The organism is Streptomyces sp. DT2A-34 (assembly GCF_030499515.1).
Classification (GTDB): Bacteria; Actinomycetota; Actinomycetes; order Streptomycetales; family Streptomycetaceae; genus Streptomyces.
Window position 1 is genome coordinate 8,618,713 of record NZ_JASTWJ010000001.1, and the last position, 23,812, is coordinate 8,642,524.

The following is a 23,812-nucleotide window of genomic DNA, read 5'->3' on the forward strand; positions in this document are numbered from 1 at the left end:
TGAGGTGGTCTGCCGGGTGTGGTTCCGATCGTCCTGGCCTGGTCGGCAACCTGCTGGACATGTCCCGCCTGCGGACCGGCACGGGCACGCCGCTGATCCGGGAGATCGACCTCGACGAGGTGGTGCCGACGGTCCAGTACAGCCCGCGGGACGAGCCGGTGCTGGTATCCGGGAGCGCCATCGCCGACCGCGTCTGGGTCCGGGTGGTCGACCGCGGCCCGGGCGTCCCTGACGAGGCCAAGGAACGCATCTTCGAGCCCTCCCAGCGCTACGGCGACGCCCCGCGCGGGGCGGGGGGCGGACTCGGCCTCGCCGTCGAACGGGGCTTCGCGGAGGGGATGGGGGCACGATCAACGCCGAGGACGCGCCCGGTGCCGGGCTGACCATGGTGCTGAGTCTGCGGATGGCGCAGGGGCGCGGTTCGGGGGAGCCCGAGGTGCCGGCTGCGGTTGTTTCGTAGCGGCTGGATGTGCGCCCCTTCCCCGGCCGACCGGGCGGTGTGTCAGCGTGCCGTCAGCATCCGACCGATCGCCGTCAGCATCGCGTCATGGACCGTCCGAAACCCCGGTCGCCGGGCATAGCGTCAGTGGCGAGCCCCGGTCCGCCTCCCCGCGTCCGGGGCTGCCGAACTGCTCGTCCGACCCACTCACGGATCTCGCCCGATCTACCGCTGATCTCCTCGCCCGAGTCCCTCGGGTCTCCCCCAATCCACGGCGGATCTCGGCCGATCCACGGCGGATCTCGGCCGATCCACGGCGGATCTCGGCCGATCCACCCGGAGGCACCCCATGCCAGACATCCCGTCCGACGAAGACCCGGAGCCCCCTGATCGGTTCCCGGCCGGCCCTCTGTACGTTCCGGTCCGGTCGGGACCATCGGGGTGGGTGACGCGCCTCTTCCGCACAGCTCTCGGCGACCGTACGGCCGTCGGCTTCACCTCCGAACGGCAGTTGATCGCCACGCTCGGCCCGCAGCAGGCGTGGATCGGGCTCGCCGAGCCCGCGCTGCGTGCGCTGACGGCACCGCTCGGTGTCACCACCCTCACGCTGGATCCCCAGTTCGCGGCACCGGCTCCCGCGCCGGTCGAGTCCGTCGACCCTGTTCCCGCCTTGCGGATCGGCTGAGGGGACCACACCATGACCACCCTCCACGAACCCGCGGTCACCTCCGGCGCCGACGCCCTGTCCGTGTGGCCCGGCTCCACCGCCGAGCCCCGGCCGGGCGCCCTCTCCGTCGGCGGCGTGCCCCTGGCCGAGGTCGCCGATCGCTTCGGCACTCCCGTCTACGTCCTGGACGAGGCCGAGGTGCGCGAACGCTGCCGTACGTACCGGCATGTCTTCCCCGACGCCGAAGTCCTCTACGCGGCCAAGGCGTTCCTGTGCCGGGCGATGGTCCACCAGGACTTCGGCTGGATGGACGAGGAGGGACTCGGACTCGACGTCTGCTCGGCCGGTGAACTCGAACTCGCGGTCACCACCGGATTCCCGCCCGACAGGATCGTCCTGCACGGCAACGCCAAGTCCCCGCGCGACCTGGAGACCGCCCTGCGCCTCGGGGTCGGCCGTATCGTCATCGACAGCCCGTCGGAGATCGCCCGGCCGGCCGCGGCGGTCGGAATCGGCGGCCACCAGAAGGTGAGGGTCCGCGTCGTGCCCGGCATCAGCGCCGGCGGGCACGAGAAGATCCGCACCGGTACCGGTACCGGGACCAGAAGTTCGGTCTGTCCGCCCCCACTCTCGGCTTCGCTCGAACGGGAGGTGCCCCCCCTCGACGGGTACGCACACCACGCCATCGCCCGCGTGCTCGACCAGCCGCAGCTCCAACTGGCCGGTCTCCACTGCCACTTGGGCTCACAGATCACCAGTGTCAAGCCCTACCTGGCCGCCGTACGGCGCATGGTCGGCCTCATGGCCGGCCTGCACGAACAGCACGGCCTCGTCCTCCCCGAACTCGACCTGGGCGGCGGTCACGGCATCGCCTACCGGCCCGGTGAACCGGCCCTGGACCTGACCTTGCCGGCCCGCAAGGTGCGTGCGGAACTGATCGAGGCGTGCACGGTAGCGGGGCTCGCCGTGCCGCGCCTCATCATCGAACCCGGGCGGGCGATAGCGGGCCCGGCGGGGATCGCGCTCTACCGCGTCCTCTCCGTCAAGCGCACCGGCTCGCACACGTACGTCGCCGTCGACGGCGGCATGAGCGACAACCCCCGGCCTGCCCTGTACGGCGTCCGGTACGCGCCCCGCCTCGTGGGCCGGCGCAGCACCGCCGCCCCGAGCCCGGTGACCGTGGTGGGCCGTCACTGCGAGGCGGGCGACGTCGTCGCCGAGGTCGACCTCCCCGCCGACATCCGTCCCGGAGACCTGCTCGCCGTCCCGGCCGCCGGCGCCTACCACCTGGCCATGGCCTCCGGCCGCAACCTGGTCGGCCGCCCACCGGTGGCCGCCGTGGACCACGGCCACGCCCGGCTCCTGATCCGCCGCGAGTCCTTGGACGACATCCGTAGCCGCGACATCGGCCTGTAGCCGACGGGCTCCCCGCCCCGCCTCCGGACGAGAGCCGGCCCGGTCGTCGTCCGGAGGCACCGCGGTCCGGCACCCACCCTCGTCCCGCCCCCTCACAGCCCCCTCCGTAAGGTTCGTCCACCAGGCCGAATGTTTCGAGTGACGCCTACTTGCCCTTACGTTGTCGCCGACATCCCTCAAGGCCCGCCCCCGCAGTCACACTTGGCGGCAGATTCACCGCGTACAAGGGGTTGCCACCGTTTGGCAGCTGTCTCTAGGGTGCGGCAACGACGCAGCTTTCTGGATCAACTCCGAAACTTTCGATCCAGCGGACGGCCGTGGACGGGCCGTCCCGTACCCAAGGAGCGCATGATGGGCGACCCGGGACTGTCCCGCCGCGGCTTCCTCGCGGCCTCCGCCACAGCCGGTCTGAGCATGACGGCACTGAGCGGTTGCGGCGGCGACGCGGACGGAGGGTCGTCGGACGGGACGACCACCATCGAGTGGTGGAACATCTCCACCGCCGAGCCGACGAGGGGCGTCTGGGCGGCGCTGGCAAAGAAGTTCGAAGCCCAGAACCCCAAGGTGAAGATAAAGATCGTCCAGATGGAGAACGACGCCTTCAAATCCAAGATGACGGCACTGACCGCCTCGGGGAAGCTGCCCGACATCTTCCACACCTGGGGCGGTGGCGTGCTCAAGCAGCAGGTCGACGCCGGGCTCGTCGAGGACCTCACCGACCGCACGAAGGACTTCGCCGACGGCCTGCTGCCGGTCGCCAAGAAGCCGTACATCCTCGACGAGAAGGTGTACGGCATCCCGTTCGACATGGGCATGATCGGGTTCTGGTACAACAAGGCGCTCTTCAAGGACGCGGGCATCACCGAGCCGCCGACCACCTGGAGCGGCTTCCTCGACGCCGTGCGCGAACTGAAGGCGAAGGGCACCACCCCGCTGGCCCTGGCGGGCAAGGAGAAGTGGCCCGGCATGTACTACTGGGCCTACCTCGCGATGCGCACCGCCGGTGCCGCCGCCCTGCAGAGGGCCTACGACGACAAGGACTTCACCGGCGACGCCTTTGTCCAGGCCGGTCAGCACCTCCAGGAACTCGTCGACCTCCAGCCCTTCCAGAAGGGCTTCCTCGGCGCCGCCTACTCCACCCCCACCGGCCAGGCCGCGGCCGTCGGCAACGGCAAGGCGGCGATGGAACTCATGGGCCAGTGGGCCCCGGTCGTGCAGGCGGACGCCGGCAAGGGCCTCGGCGACGACCTCGGGTTCTTCCCGTTCCCGGCGGTCGAGGGTGGCAACGGCGAGATCACCGAGGTGTTCGGCGGGGGCGGCGGACATGCCCTGCGCAGCGGAGCCCCGCAGGCCGCCGTCGACTTCCTCAAGTTCTTCGCCTCGGAGGCCACCGACCGGGAACTGGTCGCGAAGACGGGCATCCTCCCGGTCGTGCCGGCGGCCGAGAGCGCCATCAAGGACCCCAACATCAAGGCTGTACAGGCGCAGTTGAAGGCCGCCACCGGCTTCCAGCTCTATCTCGACCAGGCGTACGCGCCGGCCGTGGGCCAGGAGGTCAACGACAGCGTTGCCGCGCTCATCGCCGGGTCCAAGTCTCCCCAGCAGGTCAGCGAGTCGATCACGCAGACCGCGAAGGAAGAGCAGTAGCCGGCGATGACCTCCACGTTCCTGCCGGACAAGCGGACCGGCCCCGACGGCCCCGATGCCGACGTTCCGCCCCCGTCCGCCGGCGCGGCAAGGGGGCGGGCCCGGCGGCGCGCGCTGCACTGGCTCACCGCGGTCGCGTTCCAGGTGCCCGCCCTGGTGCTCTTCCTCGTCCTGGTGCTGCTGCCGATCCTGTTCGCGACGTACGCGGCCTTCTTCCGCTGGGGCGGCTTCGGCATGCCCTCCGACTACATCGGCACCGACAACTTCACCCGGCTCTTCGAGGACCCCGTCTTCCTCGGGGACCTGTGGCGCTGCCTGCTCCTGGTCGCGCTGTCGGTGGCCGTCCAGCTGCCGTTCGCGCTCGCCATGGCCGTACTGCTCAACCAGAGGCTGCGCGGCCGGGCGGTGTACCGGATGCTGTTCTTCGCGCCGTACGTGCTGTCCGAGGCGATCACGGGGGTGCTGTTCAGCATGGTCTTCGCCCCCGACGACGGCCTCGCCGACCATCTCCTGGGCTATGTAGGGCTGGCCGGACTGGGCGGGGAGTGGTTCGCCGACCCGTCCACGGTGATGGCGACGCTCTTCCTGGTCATGACGTGGAAGTACTTCGGCTTCCACATGATGCTCTACCTGGCCGGGCTCCAGTCCATCCCGCGCGAGTTGACCGAGGCCGCGCTGATCGACGGCGCGAACGCCTGGCAGCGCTTCCGCAGCGTCACCCTGCCGCTGCTCGCGCCCACCCTGCGCATCAGTGCCTTCCTGTCCGTCATCGGGTCGATCCAGCTCTTCGACCTGGTGTGGGTCACCACCGCGGGCGGTCCCGACCACCACTCCGAGACCATGGCCGTGACCATGTTCCAGTACGGCTTCAAGCGCTACCAGGTCGGCTACGCCAGCGCGATCAGTGTGGTCATGTTCGGCATCAGCCTCGTCTTCGCCCTCGCCTACCAGCGGTTCGTGCTCCGCCGAGACCTCCAAGGGGCCACCACGACGATGAGGGGAGACGCCAAGTGACCGCCAGGGCCGACAGGAAGACCGGCAGGAAGAACCTGCCCCTGCACGTGATCCTCGTCCTGGTCGGCGCCGTGATGGGCCTGCCGCTGCTGTACGCCGTCCTGTCCGGCTTCAAGTCCACCGACCAGCTCTCCCGCAACCCGGTGGGGCTGCCCGGCCCGTGGGTGTTCTCCAACTACCGCGGCATCCTCGGCTCGGGGGACTTCTGGCGGCTGGTCGGCAACAGCACGCTGATCGCGGTCGGGACGACCGTGCTCGTGGTCGCGGTGTCCGCGCTGGCCGCGTTCTCGTTCGCCCGATTCGCCTTCCGCGGGCGGGAGTTTCTGTTCACGCTGTTCACGATGGGGCTGATGTTCCCGTTCGCGGTGGCGGCCCTGCCGCTGTTCCTGCTGCTGCGTTCCATGGGGCTGCTCGACAACCCGCTGGGCGTGATCCTTCCGCAGGCCGCCTTCGGGCTGCCGATGACGATCATCATCCTGCGCGGTTTCTTCCGGGAGATCCCCGGCGAGCTGGAGGAGGCGGCCACGCTGGACGGGTGCGGACCGCTCGGGTTCTTCTGGCGGGTCCTGCTGCCCATGGCCCGGCCCGCGCTCGGCACGGTCTCGGTCCTGGCCGTCGTCACCAGCTGGAACAACTTCTTCCTGCCGCTGCTGGTCTTCACCGACTCGACCTGGTGGACCCTGCCGCTCGGTGTCCAGCAGTTCCAGGGCCAGTACTCGGGGGACTACGCCCGCGTGTTCGCCTACCTCGTGCTGGCCATGGTCCCCGCCCTCGCCTTCTACTCGGTCGCCGAGCGCCAGCTCGTCGGCGGCCTCACCGCCGGCGCCACCAAGGGGTGACGCGCGCAGGCGGACGTACGGCTCAACACACCACCGATCCGTGAGGAGTCGCACCATGCGCAGTACGACCACCCGCTCCCGCACCCGGCTCAGACTCGCCGGGGCCCTCGCCGCCGTACTGGTCGCGGCCGGCGTGGCCACCGGCCCGGCGGCGCAGGCGGACCAACGGCACGGCAAGCAGCCCACCCTCGCCGAACTGGCCCAGCGCCACGGCCGCTACTTCGGCAGCGCCACCGACAATCCCGAACTCGTCGACGAGCCGTACAAGGCGATCCTCGGCAGCGAGTTCGACCAGATCACGCCGGGCAACGGCATGAAGTGGTACGCCACCGAGCCGCAGCAGGGAGCGTTCGACTTCTCCAAGGGCGACGAGATCGTGGACCTCGCCCGCGCCCACCACCAGAAGGTGCGCGGCCACACCCTCGTCTGGCACAGCCAGTTGCCCGGCTGGCTGACCGGCCGCGAGTGGACGGCGGCCGAGCTGAGGGCCGTACTGAAGAAGCACATCCAGACCGAGGTACGCCACTACCGGGGCAAGGTCTTCGCCTGGGACGTCGTCAACGAGGCGTTCAACGAGGACGGCACCTACCGCGAGACGATCTTCTACAAGACGCTCGGCCCCGGCTACATCGCCGACGCCCTGCGCTGGGCCCGCCAGGCCGACCCGAAGGTGAAGCTCTACCTCAACGACTACAACATCGAGTCGATCGGCCCGAAGAGCGACGCCTACTACAACCTCGCCAAGGAGCTGAAGGCGGAGGGTGTCCCGCTCGACGGCATCGGCCTGCAGGCCCATCTGGCGCTCCAGTACGGCTATCCGACCACGCTGGAGGACAACCTCCGCCGCTTCGCCAGGCTCGGACTCGACACCTCGCTCACCGAGGTGGACATCCGGATGATCCTGCCCGCGACGGAGGAGAAGCTGGCCCAGCAGGCCGAGTGGTACGCGGACCTGACCGACGCCTGTCTCGCGGTGCGCCGGTGCGTGGGCATCACGGTCTGGGACTACACCGACAAGTACAGCTGGATTCCGGCGTTCTTCGAGGGTGAGGGCGCGGCCCTGCCGTGGGACGAGCAACTGAACCCCAAGCCGGCGTACTTCGCGCTGCGGATGGCGCTGAAGTAGATACCCGCTACGGTGCGTGACCGGCCCCGGACGCACGTGGGGGCCGGCTCGCAGTCAGGGTCTGCGACCGGCCCCTGGGGTACGCCGGGCGTCCGTCGAGCCGCCCGGTGGTGCGGGCCTGACCGGTGTGTTCCGCCGGCAGGCGTTATGCGGCGGTCATCACCTTGCCGGTGCCCAGCGGACGGTGCGGGGCGATGATCTGGCCGTCCGGCAGGAGCTCACCGGTGTCCTCGAAGAGCAGAACACCGTTGCACAGCAGGCTCCACCCCTGCTCCGGGTGGTGCGCCACGAGACGGGCGGATTCCCGGTCGGCGGAGTCGGCTGAGGGACACGGTGGCTGGTGCTGGCACATGGAAGGGATCTTTCGCTCTGTCGTGACGTGTGATGTGACTGTGGTGGTGTCTGTTTCGCGGCGTGAAGCCTCGTTCATGGCCGCCCCCCGTTGATGATTGGTCGGTCGGAACCCAGTGTTGCCCCACGGGCGTCAATCCGCAGGGATTTCGCAGCACCGCTTCTCACAGGTTGATGACGCCTCACTCGCGCGGACGGTTCAGCCCAACTCCACCGTCATTTCGGGTGGTTCGACATGGTCGGATGGGGCTAGTCCGGAGGGTCGGGGGACTTGCGGGGCTCATTCGAGCACATTCTCGCTCGTACGAGTTATTTACGGTTCGTGCGTGCGTGTTTTCTGTTGTCCGACACGAGCCTAATCCCACCGCCCTGATTCCAGCGCAAACACCGCCGTACCCCGCTGCCGGAATCGGGCAGCGGGGTACGGCGGTGTACGCGCGGTGTGCTGTCAGGCGGGCGAGCCGAGCAGCGGAGGCAGCGGAGCCTGGGTCGCCCGATGCGTGAGCACCGGGAGCAGCTCGGCGACCCGGTGCGGCACATGGGCCGCGATGCCGGGCGGGGCCGGGGCCAGCGGCACGAGGATGTCCGTGCCGTCGGGGTGCCCGGTGGTGCCGTCCGCGGCGCAGTCGCCGTGCAGCCAGAGGGTCAGCATGTAGAGGCCGGGGAACGACAGCAGGCGCGGCTGGTAGGCCTGCGTGATCGTCTCGGCCTGGCGCAGCGCCCGCTCGGTGGAGGCGATGTAGGGGCCCTCGAAGAAGTGCGAGAAGGCCCAGCCGTCGGGCGTCAGCCGGGTCTCGGCCGCGGCCACCGCCCGGTCGCCGCAGCGGATCAGGAAACGCCAGCCGGCCAGCCGGGTCGCGGCCACACCGGCCGGCGTGATCTCGTCCACGACATGGACGGGCAGCGGGAGTTCGGGTGTCGCGGGCCCCTGGGCGGCGCGCAGGGAGGGAGTTCGGGCCTCACTGACCGCGGTGGGCGAGCCGAGTGCGGTGAGGACGGAGCGAAGTGCGGGCGCGGGAGCCGGGGGGACATGCAGCGGCATGGTGGGTCGCCTCTCTCATTCGACAGGCACGGTGGCGCGAGGGCGGGGCGGGGGCGGACGGCGCTGTCAGCTCACGAAGGTCAGAGAGGCGGGGGCCGGGGTCTGGGGGTGAGAGGTGCGGGTGAGGCCTGTCGTACGTCACCTGGACGGCAGGTCCTGGACCGCGGGCGCCAACCCTCTGCCTTGATTGCGGAGTTTATACGACGAGTGTTCAGACGGTGTTTCGTCTAACCGCTTTTGGTGCACCCGGCAAGGGTCCATTCGGTCGGCGATATGCGGGAATCATCCCGATTGCCGGCCGGTCGTGCGGCGATGACCTCGAAAAATGCCCCGGGTGCGGTCGGCCAATTCTCGTCGGCGTTTTTCACGAGTTCGTGAGCCGACCGAAACTGCACAGTGGTCCATGCCTGGTGAATGTGCCGCCGGTCACGTCCGACAGCCTAGCGGGCGCCGGCCTCACGCGGGACGTTATCGATCGCTTCGGCTGGGCATCATCCCACCTGACCCGGGAGACCGGCGGCCCGGTCTTCGGTCCGCTCATCCGAGGAGGGAAGCTTCGATGGGGGAGAAGGTCGTGGCAGGTCGGTTCGATCTGTCCGATCGCCAGCGCTACCGCCACAAGCTGCGGCAGTGCCTGACGGGCCTGGAGCGGCTGCTGGAGGCGAAGCGGTTCGACCGCCCCAAGAACCTCATGGGGCTGGAGATCGAGTTGAATCTCACCGGCGCCGACGGCATGCCGAAAATGTTGAATGCGCAGGTACTCGAGCGGATCGCGAGCCGCGACTTCCAAACAGAACTCGCCATGTTCAATCTGGAAGTCAACATAGCCCCACATCGATTGCAGGGGCGGGTATTCGACCGGCTCGCCGAGGAACTCCGTACGTCACTGGCATATGCCGACCGAAAAGCGGGGGAGCTCGACGCGGGAATCGTGATGATCGGCATTCTGCCGACCCTCGACCGCGACGACCTGGTCTCCTCGAACCTCTCCGACGTCGATCGCTACGCCCTCCTCAACGACCAGATCGTGGCCGCCCGAGGCGAGGACTTCACGCTCGACATCGACGGCGTGGAGCATCTGACGTGCACGTCGAAGTCCATCGCGCCCGAGGCCGCCTGCACCTCTGTGCAACTGCACCTCCAGGTCACCCCGGGCCGCTTCGCCGACGTGTGGAACGCGGCCCAGGCGGTCGCCGCGGCCCAGGTCGCCGTGGGTGCCAACTCGCCCTTCCTCTTCGGGCGGGAGCTGTGGCGCGAGTCGCGCCCGCCGCTGTTCCAGCAGTCCACCGACACCCGCCCGCCCGAACTCCAGGCCCAGGGCGTGCGGCCGCGCACCTGGTTCGGGGAGCGGTGGATCTCCTCGGCGTACGACCTCTTCGAGGAGAACCTGCGCTTCTTCCCGGCCCTGCTGCCGATCTGCGACGACGAGGACCCGCTCGAGGTGCTCGACGCCGGCGGCGTACCCACACTCGCCGAGCTCGTCCTGCACAACGGCACCGTCTACCGCTGGAACCGCCCGGTCTACGGCATCGCCGACGGCGTCCCGCACCTGCGCGTGGAGAACCGCGTGCTGCCCGCCGGGCCCACCGTCACGGACGTCATCGCCAACGCGGCCTTCTACTACGGCGTCGTCCGCGCCCTCGCCGAGGAGCCGCGGCCGGTGTGGACGCGGCTGCCCTTCGAGGCGGCGGCCGCCAACTTCGACGCGGCGTGCGAGCACGGCATCGACGCCCGGCTGCGCTGGCCCCGTCGGGGGCGGTACGGCGGTACGGCCGAGGTCGACGCGGTGAGCCTCGTACGCGACGAACTGCTGCCCCTGGCCGAGGCCGGCCTGGACGCCTGGGGAGTCGAGCCGGCCGACCGGGATCTGTACCTGGGCGTCATCGAGGAGCGGTGCCGCAGGCGCATCAACGGGGCGTCCTGGCAGTCGGCCACCTTCCACCGGGCCCTGGAGTCCGGGCTGACCCGAGAGGCGGCACTGGCGGCGACGACCCGCCGATACCGCGAGCTGATGCACCGCGGGGACCCGGTGCACACCTGGCCGGTCGGATTGCTGGAGCCGGTGCCGCTGGGGTGACGGCCGCGGCGGTTGTCCGGGGCAGGTCGGAGCCTCCCGTCGCCCCGGCGATGCGGTCGGCCTCCTCCCGGTCGGCGTCGGGGCCGACGGTGATCATGAGGCCGTCGCCGCCTTGTACGCGGCGAGAGCGGTCTCGTGCAGACCGGTCGCGCCGTTCGGCATCGGCGCCGGCTCGCCGAACGCCGCGGAGAGTCGGTCGTCAGCTCCGCCTGGTCGAGGGGGTACGGGTAGGCGAGCCGGGCCGTCTTCGGAGGGAAGAAGTCCAGGCTGCCGCCGCCGTCCGCCCCTGAGTTGTGCGTGTACGCCGCCTGCTCGCTGACGACCAGCGCCTGGTTCCGCTTCGGATTGCCCTGCTCCGAGGCATCGCGCGGCAGCGTGTCCAGGACCTGGCCGGCACTGTCCAGGACGCGCTGCGCCAGCGCCTTCATCAGTGCGGCGGCCTGCGCGTCCCCACTCTCGACCGCGGCGACGACCGTACCGCCGGCGACGGCCAGGGCGAGGGCCGTCGCCGGCGGCCACCGTACGACGGCGGGCGCGTCGCCGAGGGGTGCGTCGGCGGGGGCCCTGCCGCCCGCTCCATACTGATCGGGCAAGCTGTGACGTCCCATGACGGTGGTGCCCCGCCCTGTTTCCCTGCTGAACCTTGTGCCGGAGTACGGCCGTATGGCAGGCGAAGGGGCGGTACGCCCCGTACGGCGCCCGTCTCCCCAACGGCCTGTCGCGCACGGTCTTCGTAACTGCTTTCGAGACCCTGGCGGCGTGGCGATGAGGATGCGGCGGGATTACTCAACTGGAGGCAGGTGTGCAGGGCGAGGCAGGCCCCGTGGCCGATTCTTTTCCGCATGAGCGGCCCTCGCGACGGACTTTCCGCGATGAGACGCTGCTTGTTCTGGGGCTTTCGCTCGGTGCGAGTGGTGTGTCCGCCCTGATCAGTTTCGTCGGATCGGTCACCAAACCGGGGGGCCTCAAGGACCAGGCCGCCACCCTCAACGCCTCGGCCGCGCCGGGCCGTCCCTGGCTGGATCTCGCCTGGCAGCTCTTCGGGATCACCACCGCCCTGGTGCCCGTCGCCCTCGTCGCGCACTTCCTTCTGCGCGAGGGAGCGGGCCTGCGCACCCTCGGCTTCGACCGGACCCGCCCCTGGCCGGACCTCGGCCGTGGGGCGGCGATCGCGGCGTTGATCGGCAGCACCGGAATCGCCTTCTACCTGGCCGCCCGTGGACTCGGCTTCAACCTCACCGTGGTGCCCGAGGCGCTGCCCGACGTGTGGTGGAAGTACCCGGTGCTGATCCTGTCCGCCCTGCAGAACGCGATCCTCGAAGAGGTCATCGTGGTCGGCTATCTGCTGCGCCGGCTGGGCCAGTTGGGCTGGACGCCGGGCACCGCGCTGGTGGCCAGTTCCGTACTGCGCGGCTCGTACCACCTCTACCAGGGCATCGGCGGGTTCATCGGCAACATGGCGATGGGCGTGGTCTTCGTGTACCTGTACCGGCGCTGGGGTCGGGTAGGTCCCCTGGTCGTGGCGCATTCCCTGCTCGACATAGGGGCGTTCGTGGGGTACGCGCTGCTGGCCGGGAAGGTGGGGTGGCTGCCGACGGCGTGAGCCGTTCCGAGGGGGCCTACGACGGTTTCGTACGCCCCCTTCGTCATGCCGGGCCGCCCCGCCTAGGCGATCAACTCCCCCTCGATGACGGTCACCGCATGGCCGCTCAGCAGCGTGCGGTCACCGCGCAGCTCCGTGCGGACGCGGCCGGAGCGTGGCGAGGCCTGCAGGCCGGTGAGTTCGGCCCGGCCGAGGCGTTCGGACCAGAAGGGGGCGAGGGCCGTGTGGGCGCTGCCGGTGACCGGGTCCTCGTCGATGCCGAGGTTCGGGAAGAAGCAGCGGGAGACGAAGTCGTAGCCCCGGGCGGGGTCCTCGGCGCGGGCGGTGGCGATGATGCCGCGCTCGGAGTAGGCGCCGAGGGCCTTGTGGTCGGGGGTCAGGGCGCGGACCGTCTTCTCGTCGGCGAGTTCGATGACCAGGTCGCCGACGTTCGGGCCGGTGTCGAAGGCGACGCGCGGCTCGGCGCCGAGGGCCTGCGCGACTCCGGCAGGGACCTCGACCGGCGTGAGGGGAGCGGTCGGGAAGTCGAGGGTGAGGGAGCCGTCCTCGCGGGGCGTGGCGACGAGGACGCCGCTGCGAGTGGCGAACCGCACGGGACCGTTGTGGGCGCCGGTGCTGTGCAGCACGTGGGCCGTGGCCAGCGTGGCGTGCCCGCACATCGCCACCTCGGCGACCGGGGTGAACCACCGCAGCGCCCAGTCGGCCTCCCCGCCCCCGTCCAGCCGGTGCGCGAACGCCGTCTCGGCGTGGTTGACCTCCATGGCCACCTTCTGGAGCCAGTCGTCCTCCGGGAAGGCGTCGAGCAGCAGGACCCCGGCCGGGTTGCCGGCGAAGGGACGGTCGGTGAAGGCATCGACGATTCGAATCCGCATGACGTCGACGCTAGGGGCTGTGGTGAGGAGGTGGCTAAGGCCAATTCGGGGGTGCTGGACCGATTGTGGGGAGGGAGAGCCGCTGTCGGCGGCACCCTATGGCCGTGTACCGATGGCGTGGTTGATCGCGGAGGCGACGTCGTGAGCGGTGTGGGTGGGCTCGTAGGAGCCCTGTGTCCAGGGCCGTCCGTCCGTCACCCACACGCTGCGAAGTCCGAGCGCGTCGGCACCGGCGATGTCGGCGTGCGGTGAATCGCCGATGACCCAGGCGCCGGAGAGGGGGGCGTCGACGGCCGCTGCCGCCGCCCGGAAGATCTCCGGTTCGGGCTTCTTGTGGCCGACGGCTTCGGAGACGACCCAGCCCTGGACGAGTCGGTCGAGCCCGGTGTTGCGGATCTTCGTTTCCTGCTGGGCGGTGCGGCCGTTGGTGACGATCGCGCAGGTCCAGCCGCCGGCCCGGGCGTTCACCAGTGCCCGGCGGGAGGAGCGCGCCAGGCGGACGCGGTCGGCGGCGCCGGTGTCGAGCAGGGCTCGGACGGCGGTGGCCGGCACGACGTCCCCGTATCGGTCGGTCATGGCCGCGGCCAGCTCGTCACGGGCGGTATAGCCGCCGGCGTCCGTGGCCATCAGCCACGTGAGCTCCGAGGCGGGCAGTCCGTGCTCGGCGAGGAAGTCGGCGGCGGCGTGCCGGAAGGCGGCGTCGCGATCGACCAGCGTGTTGTCGAGGTCGAGCAGCAGCAACGGCATGGCCGGCAGTAGATCACGGGCTCCGCTCCCTTGGCTCCCTTACCCGGCTCCCTTGCCATGCGAGCTATCCCGATATATCGTTGAGGCATCGCGACAGGTCAACGATGGAATGGAGTGATTGCGATGCGTTCCCACGGATTCGAGCGTGGACACGGTGGACACGGTCACCACGGCCGAGGCGGCTTCGAGGGGCTTCGCGGCGCCTTCGGGCCCTTCGGGCCGGGTGGCCCCGGTTTCGGGCCCGGGCCCTGGGGCCCGAGGGGTGGTCGAGGTGGACCGCGAGGGAGGGCGCGGCGCGGTGATGTGCGCGCCTCGATCCTCGCCCTGCTGAAGGACCGCCCCATGCACGGCTACGAGATGATCCAGGAGATCGCCGAGCGCAGCGGCGGGGCGTGGAAGCCCAGCCCCGGCTCGGTGTACCCCACCCTCCAGCTCCTGGAGGACGAGGGCCTGATCGCCAGTGAGACCGAGGGCGGCAAGAAGCTGTTCTCGCTCACCGAGGCGGGCCGCGAGGCGGCCGAGGTGGGGCCCGAGGCGCCCTGGGAGGAAGCCTCCCGTGGTGTCGACTGGGAGGCCCTCGGGGAGATCCGTCAGGCCGGCTTCGGTCTGATGGAGGCCTTCGGTCAGGTCTGGAAGACGGGCAACAAGGAGCAGCGCGAGAAGGCGCTCGCCGTCATCAACGAGTCCCGCAAGAAGCTGTACCTGATCCTCGCCGACGAGGACTGAGGCGAGGAGTGGGAAGAGCCGGCGGCCTCCCCGCCGTGGCTGAGGTTGCCCGTGAGTGAAGGCGCCCCGTGGAGTGATCCGCGGGGCGCCTTCGTGTGCGTTGTGCGGGCGTTCAGGCCACCAGCCCCGCCAGCTTGCGCAGCGACTCGTTCAGTGCCGCCGTCGCCGAGTCCTTCAGCTTGCCCGCCATCAACGACACCGCCGCACCCGTGAACTCCCCGTCGATCCGTACGACGGTGGCGGCGTCCCCGTCCGGGGCCAGCGTGTAGCGCGTGGCCACGGTCACCGCCATCGGACCCTTGCCGCGGATGGCGAGCACCCGCGCCGGTTCCAGTTCCTCGATGGTCCACTCGACCTCGGCCGGGAACCCCATGAGCTTCATGTTCTCCTGGAAGGTCCCGCCCACTTCGAGGACCGCGGGGCCGCCGCCCGGGAAGCTGGTGTGGGTGGCGTTCCACTGTCCGTACGCCGACCAGTCCGTCAGCTGCGCCCAGATCTTCTCGGCCGGTGCCTCGATACGTGCCTCCGCGCTGACTTCGGCCATGCGACCACCCCTTCGTCTCGGGCTACGGTGTCGCGGAACGTAGCCGCGGGGCGTGGAACATTCAATACTGATGAACCGTCAGAAATGTGAGACGTCGACTCAGCCCACCAGCCGTATCACCGCCGCGTCGAACAGATCCCACGCACGCGGGAACGCGCTCTCGTCGTGGCAGTGCCACGCCTCCCAGAACAGGTCGGCGAGCAGGGCGTCCTCCGGCGCGTACACCCGGTAGACGTACTGCCTGCCGTCGACGGCGGGCAATGCCACCAACCAGCACCTGCGCTCCATATCCCTGTGGGACGTGCGACGGAGCGCCATGGTTGCGTACGGAGCGCACAGCAAGGCGGCGCGCGCCCCTCGGGGTCGTTCGGCCTGATCTCATCCGTAAGGAGGAGATCCCGGCCGACGCAGTCCACTCTGTGTGGGACGCGAAGATGCTTCCTCTCGGGGATGACTTGGCTCGAAGTGGTTGATGGGGTGGGGGTGTGCAACCCCGTATTCCCCGGCAGTCGGCCCAGGAGCCGGACTGCCGGCCCCCGGACGCCGCGGCGGACGATGCCAGGCTCAGCGACGAGCTGGCAGCGGTGGTCTCCGGTGCCCGCCGCCGGGCGGTGAGGGACGGGGACCGGCAGATCGACACCGCTCATCTGCTGCACTCGCTCCTGGAGCGCGACCCGGACGTCTACGCCGTCTTCGGCGACGGACCCCGGATCGCTCGCCTGCTCGGCTACCTCGTGCAGCGCAGCATCGGCTACGGCCTGCGCTGGCAGGGCACCGTAGAGGACTCCGGCGCCGTCCCCGTGGTGCTGGACGGCGAGGGCTTCTCCCCGCTGGCGGCGAGCGCCATGGAGCACGCCTGCCGACGCGCCGCCCGGCGTGGCGACCCACAGGCCCGCGGCATCGACCTGCTCGCGGCGATCGTGGCGGACCCGCAGGCCCGCGCGGTGGAGGTGCTCGCCCGCGCCGGCATCGACGCGAACGTGGTGCACGCCCGCGTCGACGAGCGCCGTGACGAGTACGCGGCCGGCGGCGAGACGGCCCGCTAGGCCGACGCCCCCGCCACGCGCTGGGCCCGGCCTCGGCTGCCCGGTGCGCCGACTCTGCCCCGCCACCTCGGTCCACTCGGCGAGACAGGTGTCATCGGGGATGACGCTCATGTCATCGCCTGTCATCATGTGCCGGTGCGTATGTCTGAGAGCAGTCAGGTTGGTCGTGGCAAGGGCATCGGGCTCGGTCTGGCGGTCGGGTCCGCGGTCGCCTTCGGCGGGTCGGGTGTCGCCGCCAAGCCACTGATCGAGGCGGGACTCGACCCGCTCCATGTGGTGTGGCTGCGGGTGGCCGGCGCCGCCCTGGTGATGCTGCCGCTCGCCGTACGCCACCGCGGGCTGCTGCGCAGTCGTCCCGCGCTGCTCGCCGGGTTCGGCCTGCTCGGCGTGGCCGGTGTGCAGGCGTTCTACTTCGCCTCGATCTCCCGGATACCGGTCGGGGTCGCGCTGCTCGTCGAGTACTTCGCCCCCGCCCTCGTACTCGGCTGGGTGCGGTTCGTACAGCGACGGCCGGTGACGCGTGCCGCCGCGCTCGGCGTGGTCCTCGCGGTCGGCGGCCTGGCCTGTGTCGTCGAGGTCTGGTCGGGCCTGAGCTTCGACGCCCTCGGCCTGCTCCTCGCGCTCGGCGCGGCCTGCTGCCAGGTCGGCTACTTCGTCCTGTCCGACCAGGGCAGCGACTCCGGTGAGGCGGCGCCCGACCCGCTCGGCGTCATCGCCTACGGCCTGCTCGTCGGTGCCGCCGTCCTGACCGTCGTCGCCCGCCCGTGGAGCATGGACTGGTCGGTCCTCGCGGGCACCGCCGACATGAACGGCACCCCGGTCGCGGCCGCTGTGCTGCTGGCCTGGATCGTGCTGCTCGCCACGGTCGTCGCCTACGTCACCGGCGTGCTCTCCGTACGACGGCTCTCACCGCAGGTCGCGGGCGTCGTGGCGTGCCTGGAAGCGGTCATCGCCACCGTCCTCGCCTGGTTCCTGCTCGGCGAGCACCTCTCGGCGCCGCAGATCATCGGTGGCGCGGTCGTCCTGGTCGGGGCGTTCATCGCGCAGTCGTCCACGCCCGCGAAGGGCTCCGCCGGGCCGGTGGCGGGCGCGGACGCCCGTACGGAAACCGAGTTGTCGGCCCGGGAAGCGGCGACCTAGGCTCCGAGCCATGCAGTGCGGCACCCTCATCATCTCTCCGCCGGCCGCCTGAGGCGGGCCCTCCGGACACCACGCCCGGGACGGCACGGGGACCGAACCCCACGTCCCGCCGGGCGTGACGGTGCTGCCCGCAGACGAAGTCCGAGGACCTGACGCGCCCCGCGCGAGGTCCGTTCCCGAACTTCCGCGCGGCCGCCGCTCTCCGGGGCGCCGCCGCGCGTCTGCGGAGAGAAGTCGTGTCGAATGCTTCCGGCCTGCCCGTTGGGCGAGGCCTTGTCCATCTGATCGTCGCCGCTGCCGTCTGGGGGACTGCCGGCGCCGCGGCCTCGCTGGTCTACCGGTCCAGCGACATGGGGCCCCTAGCCCTGTCCTTCTGGCGCTGTGCGGCCGGGTTCGTCCTGCTGCTCGGCGTCCATCTCCTGCGCTCCCGCTTCCGGCCCGCCGCATCCGAACCACTCGGGCGCAGGGTGCTGCGCAGCGCGGCGACCGGCCTGGGGCTCGCCGTGTTCCAGGGCGCCTACTTCGCCGCCGTCTCGGTCACCGGGCTCGCCGTGGCCACGGTCGTCACCCTGGGCACCGGTCCCGTCCTGATCGCGCTCGCCGCGCGGTTGGCCATGGGGGAGCGGCTCGGAGTCGGGGGCGTCGTCGCCGTGACCGGCGCCCTGCTCGGACTGGGGGAGGTCGTGCTGGGGAATTCGGGCGCGACGGTACGGCCGTTGGGGGTGCTGTTCGCCGTCATGTCCGCCGGCGGACAGTGCGCGGTGACGCTGCTCACGCGGCGTTGGGGCCGCGGCGGCGGGGCCGACGCCTCGGCCGCGGCCGCGGGGACGTTCGGTGCGGCCGCCCTGTGCCTGCTGCCGCTCGCCCTGGGCGAGGGACTGCTGCCGCACATCGCCGAACCCGCCCGGGTGCTGTTGTTGCTGGCCTACCTCGCGGCGATCCCCACGGCCCTCGCCTACGCCCTCTACTTCGCGGGCGCGGCCGTCGTACGGTCCGCCACCGTCTCCGTGATCATGCTGCTGGAGCCGGTGAGCGCGGCGGTGCTCGCCGTCGTCCTGCTCGGTGAGCACCTCACGGCGGCCACGATCGTCGGCACCCTGCTCATGCTGGGGTCGGTCGTGTGGCTGGCGGTCGCGGAGGCACGGGGCGCAGGCAGGCAGGAGGAACCGGTGCTCGTCTGAGCCCGTGGGGCCCTGTCTCTTCGCAGGGCCCCACGCTCAGGCTCCTCGCCGTCGCAGCAGGTGCTCGCGGGCCGCGGTGTCCCCCGGACCACCGCGCCTCGCCAGCTCGGCCGCGATCCGGTCCCGCACCGGTGCGGACCGATGCCCGGCGTACTTGAACTTCGCCCGTACACCGGTCACTTCGAGCCGCAGCCCTCGAATCCCCGGCAACATCCGCCCGTACGGCACCTCACCCACCGCCACCTGCGCCGAGCCGCCCTCCGGCTGGAAATGGCCGACCTGACGGTTGAGGAGCGCGGCCTTCTCCGCCGGGTCGTCCACCGGACGGGCCCGGCAACGGAGTTGGACCGCCGCGTAGAAACTCGTGGGCGTGCCGTGTTCGGACGGGCCGTCCGGGTCGGCCTGCCAAGGGCCGGGTACGTAGGCATAGTCGTCGACCACGCTCAGGACCACCTCGGGGTTCGCCAGCAGCGCGGGCCACATCGGGTTGGGGCGGGCCAGGTGCGTCACGGCCTCACCCCGCTCGGCGTCGTACGCGAAGTGCAGCGGCTGGACATACGGCGGCTCGCCGTCCAGCCCGTTGACGACGAGCTGCCCGAAGTCGTGGACGTCCAGCCACGCCTGCCACTCCGCGTCGTCGCGGGGCGCGTCCCAGGGGTGGATCAGCATCACAGGGCTCCGAGGTAGTCGGGGAGCTCGGTGCCCGGGGCCAGGCCGGGGTCCCCGACGGGCGTGTCATAGCCCTTGCGCAGGGGGACGACGCCGGCCCAGTGGGGGAGGGTGAGGTCCTCGGGCTCGTCGTTCACGCCGCCCGTGCGGAGCTTGGCGGAGACCTCGGTCAGGTCGAGGCGGATCACGGCGGTGGCCGCCAGCTCCTTCTTGTTGGCGGGGCGGGAGTCGGCCGACCGGCCCGGCACCACGTGGTCGACCAGGGCGTCGAGCGCGACCCGCTTCTCCTCGGGGTCCGTCACGTCGTACGCGAGGCCGTGCACCACCACGGACCGGTAGTTGATCGAGTGGTGGAACGCCGAGCGGGCCAGGATCAGCGCGTCGACATGCGTGACCGTCAGACACACCGGCAGCCCCGGGTCGGCCCGGCCGGTCATCCGCAGCGGGCGCGAGCCCGTCGAGCCGTGCACGTAGAGCGTCTCGCCGACCCGGCCGAACAGTGTGGGCAGCACGACCGGCGCGCCGTCGCGCACGAAGCCGAGATGGCAGACGTAGGCCTCGTCGAGTATCGCGTGCACCAGTTCCTTGTCGTACGACGCCCGGTCCGGGGAGCGCGTGGGGACGGTGCGGTCGGTCGGCGTGTAGGCGGCGGGCGGCGACGTCGGCTGCTGGGTCCCCTGCATTGCGCTCTCCATTGCACTAGTGCATAATGTGGTTTGTGCTAGAAGGATATCGGATCGAAGGGCGACGCGCAGCCGAGATCGCGGCGAGCGTCGAGCGCGCGGTCGGGGACGGGGAACTGGAACCGGGGCAACTGCTGCCGCCCATGCGGGAGTTGGCGGTCACGCTGGGCGTGAACCCCAATACCGTCGCGGCCGCGTATCGCATCCTGCGTGAGCGCGGGGTGATCGAGACGGCGGGGCGTCGGGGCAGCCGGGTGCGGCCCAAGCCGGCCACGACCGGGCGCGAGTCCATCCGGGTGGACGTACCGGAGGGCGTACGGGACGTGGCCACCGGCAACCCGGACCCGATGCTGCTGCCGTCGTTGGCCAAGGCGTTCGCGGCGGCCGCCGAACAGAACGACCGCGCGCCCGTCATGTATGGGGACGAGGCTGTGGATCCGGAGTTGGCGCGCATCGCGCGGGCCGCGCTCGACGCCGACGGAGTCCCGGACGGGCCGATCGCCGTCACCTCCGGCTCGCTCGACATGATCGAACGGGTCCTCGCGGCCCACCTCAAGCCCGGCGACGCCGTCGCCGTCGAGGATCCCGGATGGGGCAGCCTGCTCGACCTGGTCCCGGCCGTCGGGCTGCGGACGGCTCCTGTCGGCGTGGACGACGAGGGCCCGCTCCCGGACGACGTGCGCCGGGCCCTGGAAGCGGGGGCGCGCGCCTTGATCGTCACCGACCGGGCGCAGAACCCGACGGGCGCGGTCGTGAGTGCCGCACGCGCGCGTGCCCTGCAATCCGTGCTGAAGGACCACCCCGACGTCCTGCTCATCGAGGACGACCACGGGCACGGCATCGTCGACCTGCCCCTGCACGCTCTGGCCGGCGTTACCCGCTCCTGGGCGTTCGTCCGCTCGGCCGCCAAGGCGTACGGCCCCGACCTGCGGCTCGCCGTGTTCACCGGCGACGCCGTCACCGTCGACCGGGTGCGAGGCCGCCAGCGCCTCGGCCCCGGCTGGGTCAGCCGCATCGGTCAGCGGGCCTTGGCGCGACTGTGGGCCGACGGCGCTGTCGACCCGAAGGCGGTGGCGGCGGCGTACGCCGCGCGCCGGGACGCGCTGATCGCCGCGCTGGCGGAGCGGGGGATCACGGCACACGGACGCAGCGGGCTGAACGTGTGGATTCCGGTGCCCGACGAGACGGGCGCCGTGGCCCGGCTACTGCACGCCGGCTGGGCCGTAGCACCAGGCGCCCGCTTCCGCATGAGTGCGCCGCCTGGGATCCGCATCACCATCGCGACGCTCGGCGCCGACGAGATCGCCCCGCTGGCAGACGCGGTGGCGAAGGCGGTTGGCTCAGCACCGCCGAGGGGTTACGTCTAGACAGGGGCGGGTGCAGCCAACCTGCTTTTTGGGGCGCGGGGCTGTATCGATGTGCGGCTCCGCCGCGTGGGCGCGACCAGCCACAATCGGCCCGCAGCCGCCAACACTCCCCGCCCCCACCCCACTAGGCGCCCCGCTTGACCTGAGTAAGCGCCGCCCCCACAAGAACGACCACCGCACCCACCGGCGTCGACCAGCTCAGAGATTCCCCGAGGACAGCCACCCCCGCAGCCGTGGCGATGACCGGAATGAAGTACGTGACCATCTGAGCCGTGGTCGGCCCCACCTCAGCGACCAGCCCGTACTGCAGCAGGACCGCGAGCCCTGTACCGAGCGCACCCAACGCCACGATCGCGAGCAGAGGCAGCACCGGAAAGCTGCTCGGCACGGACGTGAACACCGGCGTCACAACGGCCAGTTGCACCGTGGCCAGCAGCAACTGCGCCCCGGTCAGCGACAGATGCGACTCACGGGACCCGGCCAGCGTACGCCGTACGTATATCCAGCCGATCGGGTAGCTCAACGAGGCCAGCAGCGCCATCACCGTCCCCGTGGCATCCAGCCCGTGAAAGCCCTGCCACGCCCCGAGCACCGTCAGCACACCGAGGAAGCCGATCCCGAGACCCGCGACCCTGACCCGCGTCGGCCGGTCCTCGGAGAGGGCGACCAGGGACAGGGCCATGCCCCACAGCGGCGAGGTCGCGTTGCAGATGCCGGCGAGCGTGGACGGGATCGTCAGCTCGGAGTACGCGAACAACGAGAACGGCAGCGCGTTGAGCAGGAACGCGGCGACCGTCAGATGCCCCCACGTGCGCGCCCCGCGCGGCAGTCGCTCCCGCTTCACCGCCATCGCCGCCGCCAGTACGGCCGTACCGAACACCAGCCGCCCGAGGGTGACTTGGAAGGGTGCGTAGCCGTCGGTGCCCACCTTGATGAGCAGGAAGCTGAAGCCCCAGATCAGGGACAGGGCGGCGAAGCGCAGACGCCAGTCGAGGCGGGCGCGGGGGAGTGGGCGGGCGGCGGCCTCGGCCGGGTTGCGGGACGTCGTGGCGGTGGTCATGGCAGCAACGATGCTGCAGCTGATCTCGTAGCACAATCGAGATTTCGCACGCGATATCTCGTAGCATTGCTTACATGTTGAATCTGGAGCGCCTGCGCACCCTCGACGCCCTCGCCCGGCACGGCTCGGTCAGCGGCGCGGCCGAGGGGCTGCACATCACGACGTCGGCCGTGTCGCAGCAGATGTCGAAGCTGGAGCGGGAGGTCGGCCAGCAGCTCCTCGCCAAGAACGGCCGGGGTGTCCGGCTCACCGACGCGGGCCGGCTGCTGGCCGAGCACGCGGCGCGCATCCTGTCGCAGGTCGAGCTGGCCCAGTCCGACCTGGAGGCGCAGCGCGGGAAGGTCGTCGGTGAGTTGCGGCTGGCCGCGTTCCCGACGGGCGCCCGAGGGCTGTTCCCGGCCGCGCTCTCCGCCCTGCGCACGGCGCATCCCGCGCTGCGCGTGCGCAGTTGCGAGCTGGAGCCGGAGAGCGGCATCGCCGGGGTGATCCGCGGCGACCTCGACCTGGCCGTCGTGCTCGACTGGTACAACAAGCCGATGGCGCTGCCCGAGGGCCTGGTCAAGGCGCACATCCTGGACGATCCGGCCGACGTGGCGATGCCCGCGGGGCACCGGTTCGCCGACCGGGACGAGGTGGACCTCGCCGAGTTCGCCGAGGACGAGTGGATCACCTGGGGCGAGGGCGAGTTCTGCCACGAGTGGCTGATGTTCACGCTGCGCTCCAAGGGCATCGAGCCCCTTCTCGGCCACCGCGCCCCTGAGACACACACCCAGCTGGCGCTGGTCGCGGCCGGACTCGGCGTGTGCATCGCGCCGCTGCTGGGGCGGCACCCGATGCCCGCGGGGGTGGTGACCGTGCCGTTGAAGCAGCGGGTGCGGCGCCATGTGTACGTCGTCTGGCGAGCCGACGCCGACCGCCGACCGTCGATCCGGGCGGCGGTGCGGGCGCTGCAAGAGGCAGGGGCGAACGTCTCCTGACGCCGCCTACAGCGCTCCCAGCTTCCGGAAGTCCCAGGACACGATCTTCTCGGGCGTCAGCCGCACCCACGCGTGCCGGCCGTCGTGCGGCATCTCGTCGAGGCCGAAGTTCTTGCGCGCGAACAGCGTCTCGGGCACGTCGAGTTCGGCGCGCAGCTCGCCGACGCGAGGGCTCTCGCCCACGAACTCGACGGTTCCGGACAGCTCGACGCCGCGCAGCTGCTCGTACTCCTCACCCGTGTCGATCACGACGGCGACCCGCGGATCGCGGCGCATCTCGGCCCACCGCTTGCTGCGGACGACCGAGTACAGCCACAGCGAGGTGCCGTCCCAGGCGAACCACAGGGCGCTGACATGCGGGAAGCCGTCGGCGGACACCGTGGCGACCCGGCAGGTGCGCTGGCTGGTGAGGAACTCGTCCAGCTCACCGGGCGTCATCATGATCTTCCGGCCCCGGCGCTGCTCAGTGACGGTCATGCGGCCCCCTCTTCTCTCACGTCGTGTCAGAGGAGAGATCCTCTGACATCACGTCAGAAAAGGATGGGTCGTCTTCCGTCCACACGCAATGGTGGTTCCGTC

General features: G+C 70.9%; 24 protein-coding genes and 1 pseudogene. 15 read left to right on the forward strand and 10 right to left on the reverse strand.

All coding sequences use genetic code 11. From position 1 onward, the window contains the following. Nucleotides 1-20 precede the first annotated feature (20 nt). From QQM39_RS38490 to QQM39_RS38520, 7 genes and pseudogenes are all read left to right on the forward strand, one after another. Nucleotides 21-460, forward strand: a pseudogene (locus QQM39_RS38490) (sensor histidine kinase); the annotation flags it as partial. Between the two features lie 328 nt (nucleotides 461-788). Continuing rightward, nucleotides 789-1,124 carry an SAV_915 family protein gene (locus QQM39_RS38495; RefSeq protein ID WP_302002243.1) on the forward strand — a complete coding sequence of 112 codons (336 nt, stop codon included), beginning with the start codon at nucleotides 789-791 and terminating at the stop codon, nucleotides 1,122-1,124. Nucleotides 1,125-1,136: 12 nt separating this feature from the next. Further along, nucleotides 1,137-2,522: a diaminopimelate decarboxylase gene (locus QQM39_RS38500; RefSeq protein ID WP_302002244.1), complete on the forward strand. Its 1,386-nt coding sequence runs from the start codon at nucleotides 1,137-1,139 to the stop codon at nucleotides 2,520-2,522. A 351-nt stretch (nucleotides 2,523-2,873) separates the two neighbouring features. Beyond that, complete coding sequence (locus QQM39_RS38505) at nucleotides 2,874-4,169, forward strand: extracellular solute-binding protein (protein WP_302003876.1); 1,296 nt, start codon at nucleotides 2,874-2,876, stop codon at nucleotides 4,167-4,169. A 6-nt stretch (nucleotides 4,170-4,175) separates the two neighbouring features. After that, on the forward strand, nucleotides 4,176-5,183 hold the full coding sequence (locus QQM39_RS38510; RefSeq protein WP_302002245.1) for a carbohydrate ABC transporter permease: 1,008 nt from the start codon (nucleotides 4,176-4,178) through the stop codon (nucleotides 5,181-5,183). A gap of 74 nt (nucleotides 5,184-5,257) precedes the next feature. Then, the gene (locus QQM39_RS38515; protein ID WP_302003877.1) at nucleotides 5,258-6,022 is read left to right on the forward strand and encodes a carbohydrate ABC transporter permease; all 765 of its coding nucleotides are present in this window, start codon (nucleotides 5,258-5,260) and stop codon (nucleotides 6,020-6,022) included. A gap of 55 nt (nucleotides 6,023-6,077) precedes the next feature. After that, entirely contained in the window at nucleotides 6,078-7,148 is a 1,071-nt protein-coding gene (locus tag QQM39_RS38520) for an endo-1,4-beta-xylanase (RefSeq protein ID WP_302002246.1), read from the forward strand. Between the two features lie 145 nt (nucleotides 7,149-7,293). Here QQM39_RS38520 and QQM39_RS38525 read toward each other — a convergent pair whose 3' ends face one another. Then, nucleotides 7,294-7,500: a DUF5999 family protein gene (locus QQM39_RS38525; RefSeq protein ID WP_030053671.1), complete on the reverse strand. Its 207-nt coding sequence runs from the start codon at nucleotides 7,498-7,500 to the stop codon at nucleotides 7,294-7,296. A gap of 447 nt (nucleotides 7,501-7,947) precedes the next feature. Beyond that, nucleotides 7,948-8,541, reverse strand: coding sequence for a hypothetical protein (locus tag QQM39_RS38530; RefSeq protein WP_302002247.1), 594 nt, complete (start codon nucleotides 8,539-8,541; stop codon nucleotides 7,948-7,950). 559 nt (nucleotides 8,542-9,100) lie between these two features. Here QQM39_RS38530 and QQM39_RS38535 point away from each other — a divergent pair. Together QQM39_RS38535 and QQM39_RS38545 are read left to right on the forward strand one after the other, a co-directional pair. Then, the gene (locus QQM39_RS38535) at nucleotides 9,101-10,618 is read left to right on the forward strand and encodes a glutamate-cysteine ligase family protein (RefSeq protein WP_302002248.1); all 1,518 of its coding nucleotides are present in this window, start codon (nucleotides 9,101-9,103) and stop codon (nucleotides 10,616-10,618) included. Nucleotides 10,619-11,420: 802 nt separating this feature from the next. Then, on the forward strand, nucleotides 11,421-12,221 hold the full coding sequence (locus tag QQM39_RS38545) for a CPBP family intramembrane glutamic endopeptidase (RefSeq protein WP_302002249.1): 801 nt from the start codon (nucleotides 11,421-11,423) through the stop codon (nucleotides 12,219-12,221). A gap of 62 nt (nucleotides 12,222-12,283) precedes the next feature. Here QQM39_RS38545 and QQM39_RS38550 read toward each other — a convergent pair whose 3' ends face one another. Continuing rightward, entirely contained in the window at nucleotides 12,284-13,093 is an 810-nt protein-coding gene (locus QQM39_RS38550; protein ID WP_302002250.1) for a PhzF family phenazine biosynthesis protein, read from the reverse strand. 96 nt (nucleotides 13,094-13,189) lie between these two features. After that, nucleotides 13,190-13,840, reverse strand: a complete 651-nt coding sequence (locus tag QQM39_RS38555; RefSeq protein WP_302002251.1) for an HAD family hydrolase — start codon at nucleotides 13,838-13,840, stop codon at nucleotides 13,190-13,192. A 123-nt stretch (nucleotides 13,841-13,963) separates the two neighbouring features. Here QQM39_RS38555 and QQM39_RS38560 point away from each other — a divergent pair, with 123 nt between their 5' ends. Further along, nucleotides 13,964-14,566: a PadR family transcriptional regulator gene (locus tag QQM39_RS38560; protein ID WP_302002252.1), complete on the forward strand. Its 603-nt coding sequence runs from the start codon at nucleotides 13,964-13,966 to the stop codon at nucleotides 14,564-14,566. Nucleotides 14,567-14,678: 112 nt separating this feature from the next. On the opposite strand, the gene QQM39_RS38565 is transcribed toward QQM39_RS38560, so the two are convergent. Both QQM39_RS38565 and QQM39_RS38570 read right to left on the reverse strand, forming a co-directional pair. After that, a complete protein-coding gene (locus QQM39_RS38565; RefSeq protein WP_302002253.1) occupies nucleotides 14,679-15,110 on the reverse strand; it encodes an SRPBCC family protein in 432 nt (143 codons plus the stop codon). A 99-nt stretch (nucleotides 15,111-15,209) separates the two neighbouring features. Then, nucleotides 15,210-15,377, reverse strand: coding sequence for a hypothetical protein (locus tag QQM39_RS38570; protein ID WP_107083922.1), 168 nt, complete (start codon nucleotides 15,375-15,377; stop codon nucleotides 15,210-15,212). Between the two features lie 218 nt (nucleotides 15,378-15,595). Here QQM39_RS38570 and QQM39_RS38575 point away from each other — a divergent pair, with 218 nt between their 5' ends. The 3 genes from QQM39_RS38575 to QQM39_RS38585 all read left to right on the forward strand — a co-directional run bounded on the left by QQM39_RS38575 (nucleotide 15,596) and on the right by QQM39_RS38585 (nucleotide 18,477). Further along, the gene (locus tag QQM39_RS38575; RefSeq protein WP_302002254.1) at nucleotides 15,596-16,156 is read left to right on the forward strand and encodes a Clp protease N-terminal domain-containing protein; all 561 of its coding nucleotides are present in this window, start codon (nucleotides 15,596-15,598) and stop codon (nucleotides 16,154-16,156) included. Nucleotides 16,157-16,285: 129 nt separating this feature from the next. After that, complete coding sequence (locus QQM39_RS38580; protein WP_302002255.1) at nucleotides 16,286-17,296, forward strand: DMT family transporter; 1,011 nt, start codon at nucleotides 16,286-16,288, stop codon at nucleotides 17,294-17,296. Between the two features lie 236 nt (nucleotides 17,297-17,532). Next, entirely contained in the window at nucleotides 17,533-18,477 is a 945-nt protein-coding gene (locus QQM39_RS38585) for a DMT family transporter (protein WP_302002256.1), read from the forward strand. A gap of 36 nt (nucleotides 18,478-18,513) precedes the next feature. Here the strand turns inward: QQM39_RS38585 and QQM39_RS38590 are convergent, their stop codons facing one another. Both QQM39_RS38590 and QQM39_RS38595 read right to left on the reverse strand, forming a co-directional pair. Further along, nucleotides 18,514-19,146, reverse strand: a complete 633-nt coding sequence (locus tag QQM39_RS38590) for an FMN-binding negative transcriptional regulator (RefSeq protein ID WP_302002257.1) — start codon at nucleotides 19,144-19,146, stop codon at nucleotides 18,514-18,516. Continuing rightward, entirely contained in the window at nucleotides 19,146-19,829 is a 684-nt protein-coding gene (locus tag QQM39_RS38595; RefSeq protein ID WP_302002258.1) for a pyridoxamine 5'-phosphate oxidase family protein, read from the reverse strand. The genes QQM39_RS38590 and QQM39_RS38595 overlap by 1 nt, the downstream gene beginning before the upstream one ends. Before the next feature lie 35 nt (nucleotides 19,830-19,864). Here QQM39_RS38595 and QQM39_RS38600 point away from each other — a divergent pair, with 35 nt between their 5' ends. Then, nucleotides 19,865-21,196, forward strand: a complete 1,332-nt coding sequence (locus tag QQM39_RS38600) for an aminotransferase class I/II-fold pyridoxal phosphate-dependent enzyme (protein ID WP_302002259.1) — start codon at nucleotides 19,865-19,867, stop codon at nucleotides 21,194-21,196. 124 nt (nucleotides 21,197-21,320) lie between these two features. Here QQM39_RS38600 and QQM39_RS38605 read toward each other — a convergent pair whose 3' ends face one another. Further along, entirely contained in the window at nucleotides 21,321-22,256 is a 936-nt protein-coding gene (locus QQM39_RS38605) for a DMT family transporter (RefSeq protein WP_302002260.1), read from the reverse strand. Nucleotides 22,257-22,330: 74 nt separating this feature from the next. Between QQM39_RS38605 and QQM39_RS38610 the strand changes: the two genes are divergently transcribed. After that, complete coding sequence (locus QQM39_RS38610) at nucleotides 22,331-23,233, forward strand: LysR family transcriptional regulator (protein ID WP_302002261.1); 903 nt, start codon at nucleotides 22,331-22,333, stop codon at nucleotides 23,231-23,233. 6 nt (nucleotides 23,234-23,239) lie between these two features. On the opposite strand, the gene QQM39_RS38615 is transcribed toward QQM39_RS38610, so the two are convergent. Then, complete coding sequence (locus QQM39_RS38615) at nucleotides 23,240-23,710, reverse strand: pyridoxamine 5'-phosphate oxidase family protein (RefSeq protein ID WP_302002262.1); 471 nt, start codon at nucleotides 23,708-23,710, stop codon at nucleotides 23,240-23,242. Nucleotides 23,711-23,812 lie beyond the last annotated feature (102 nt).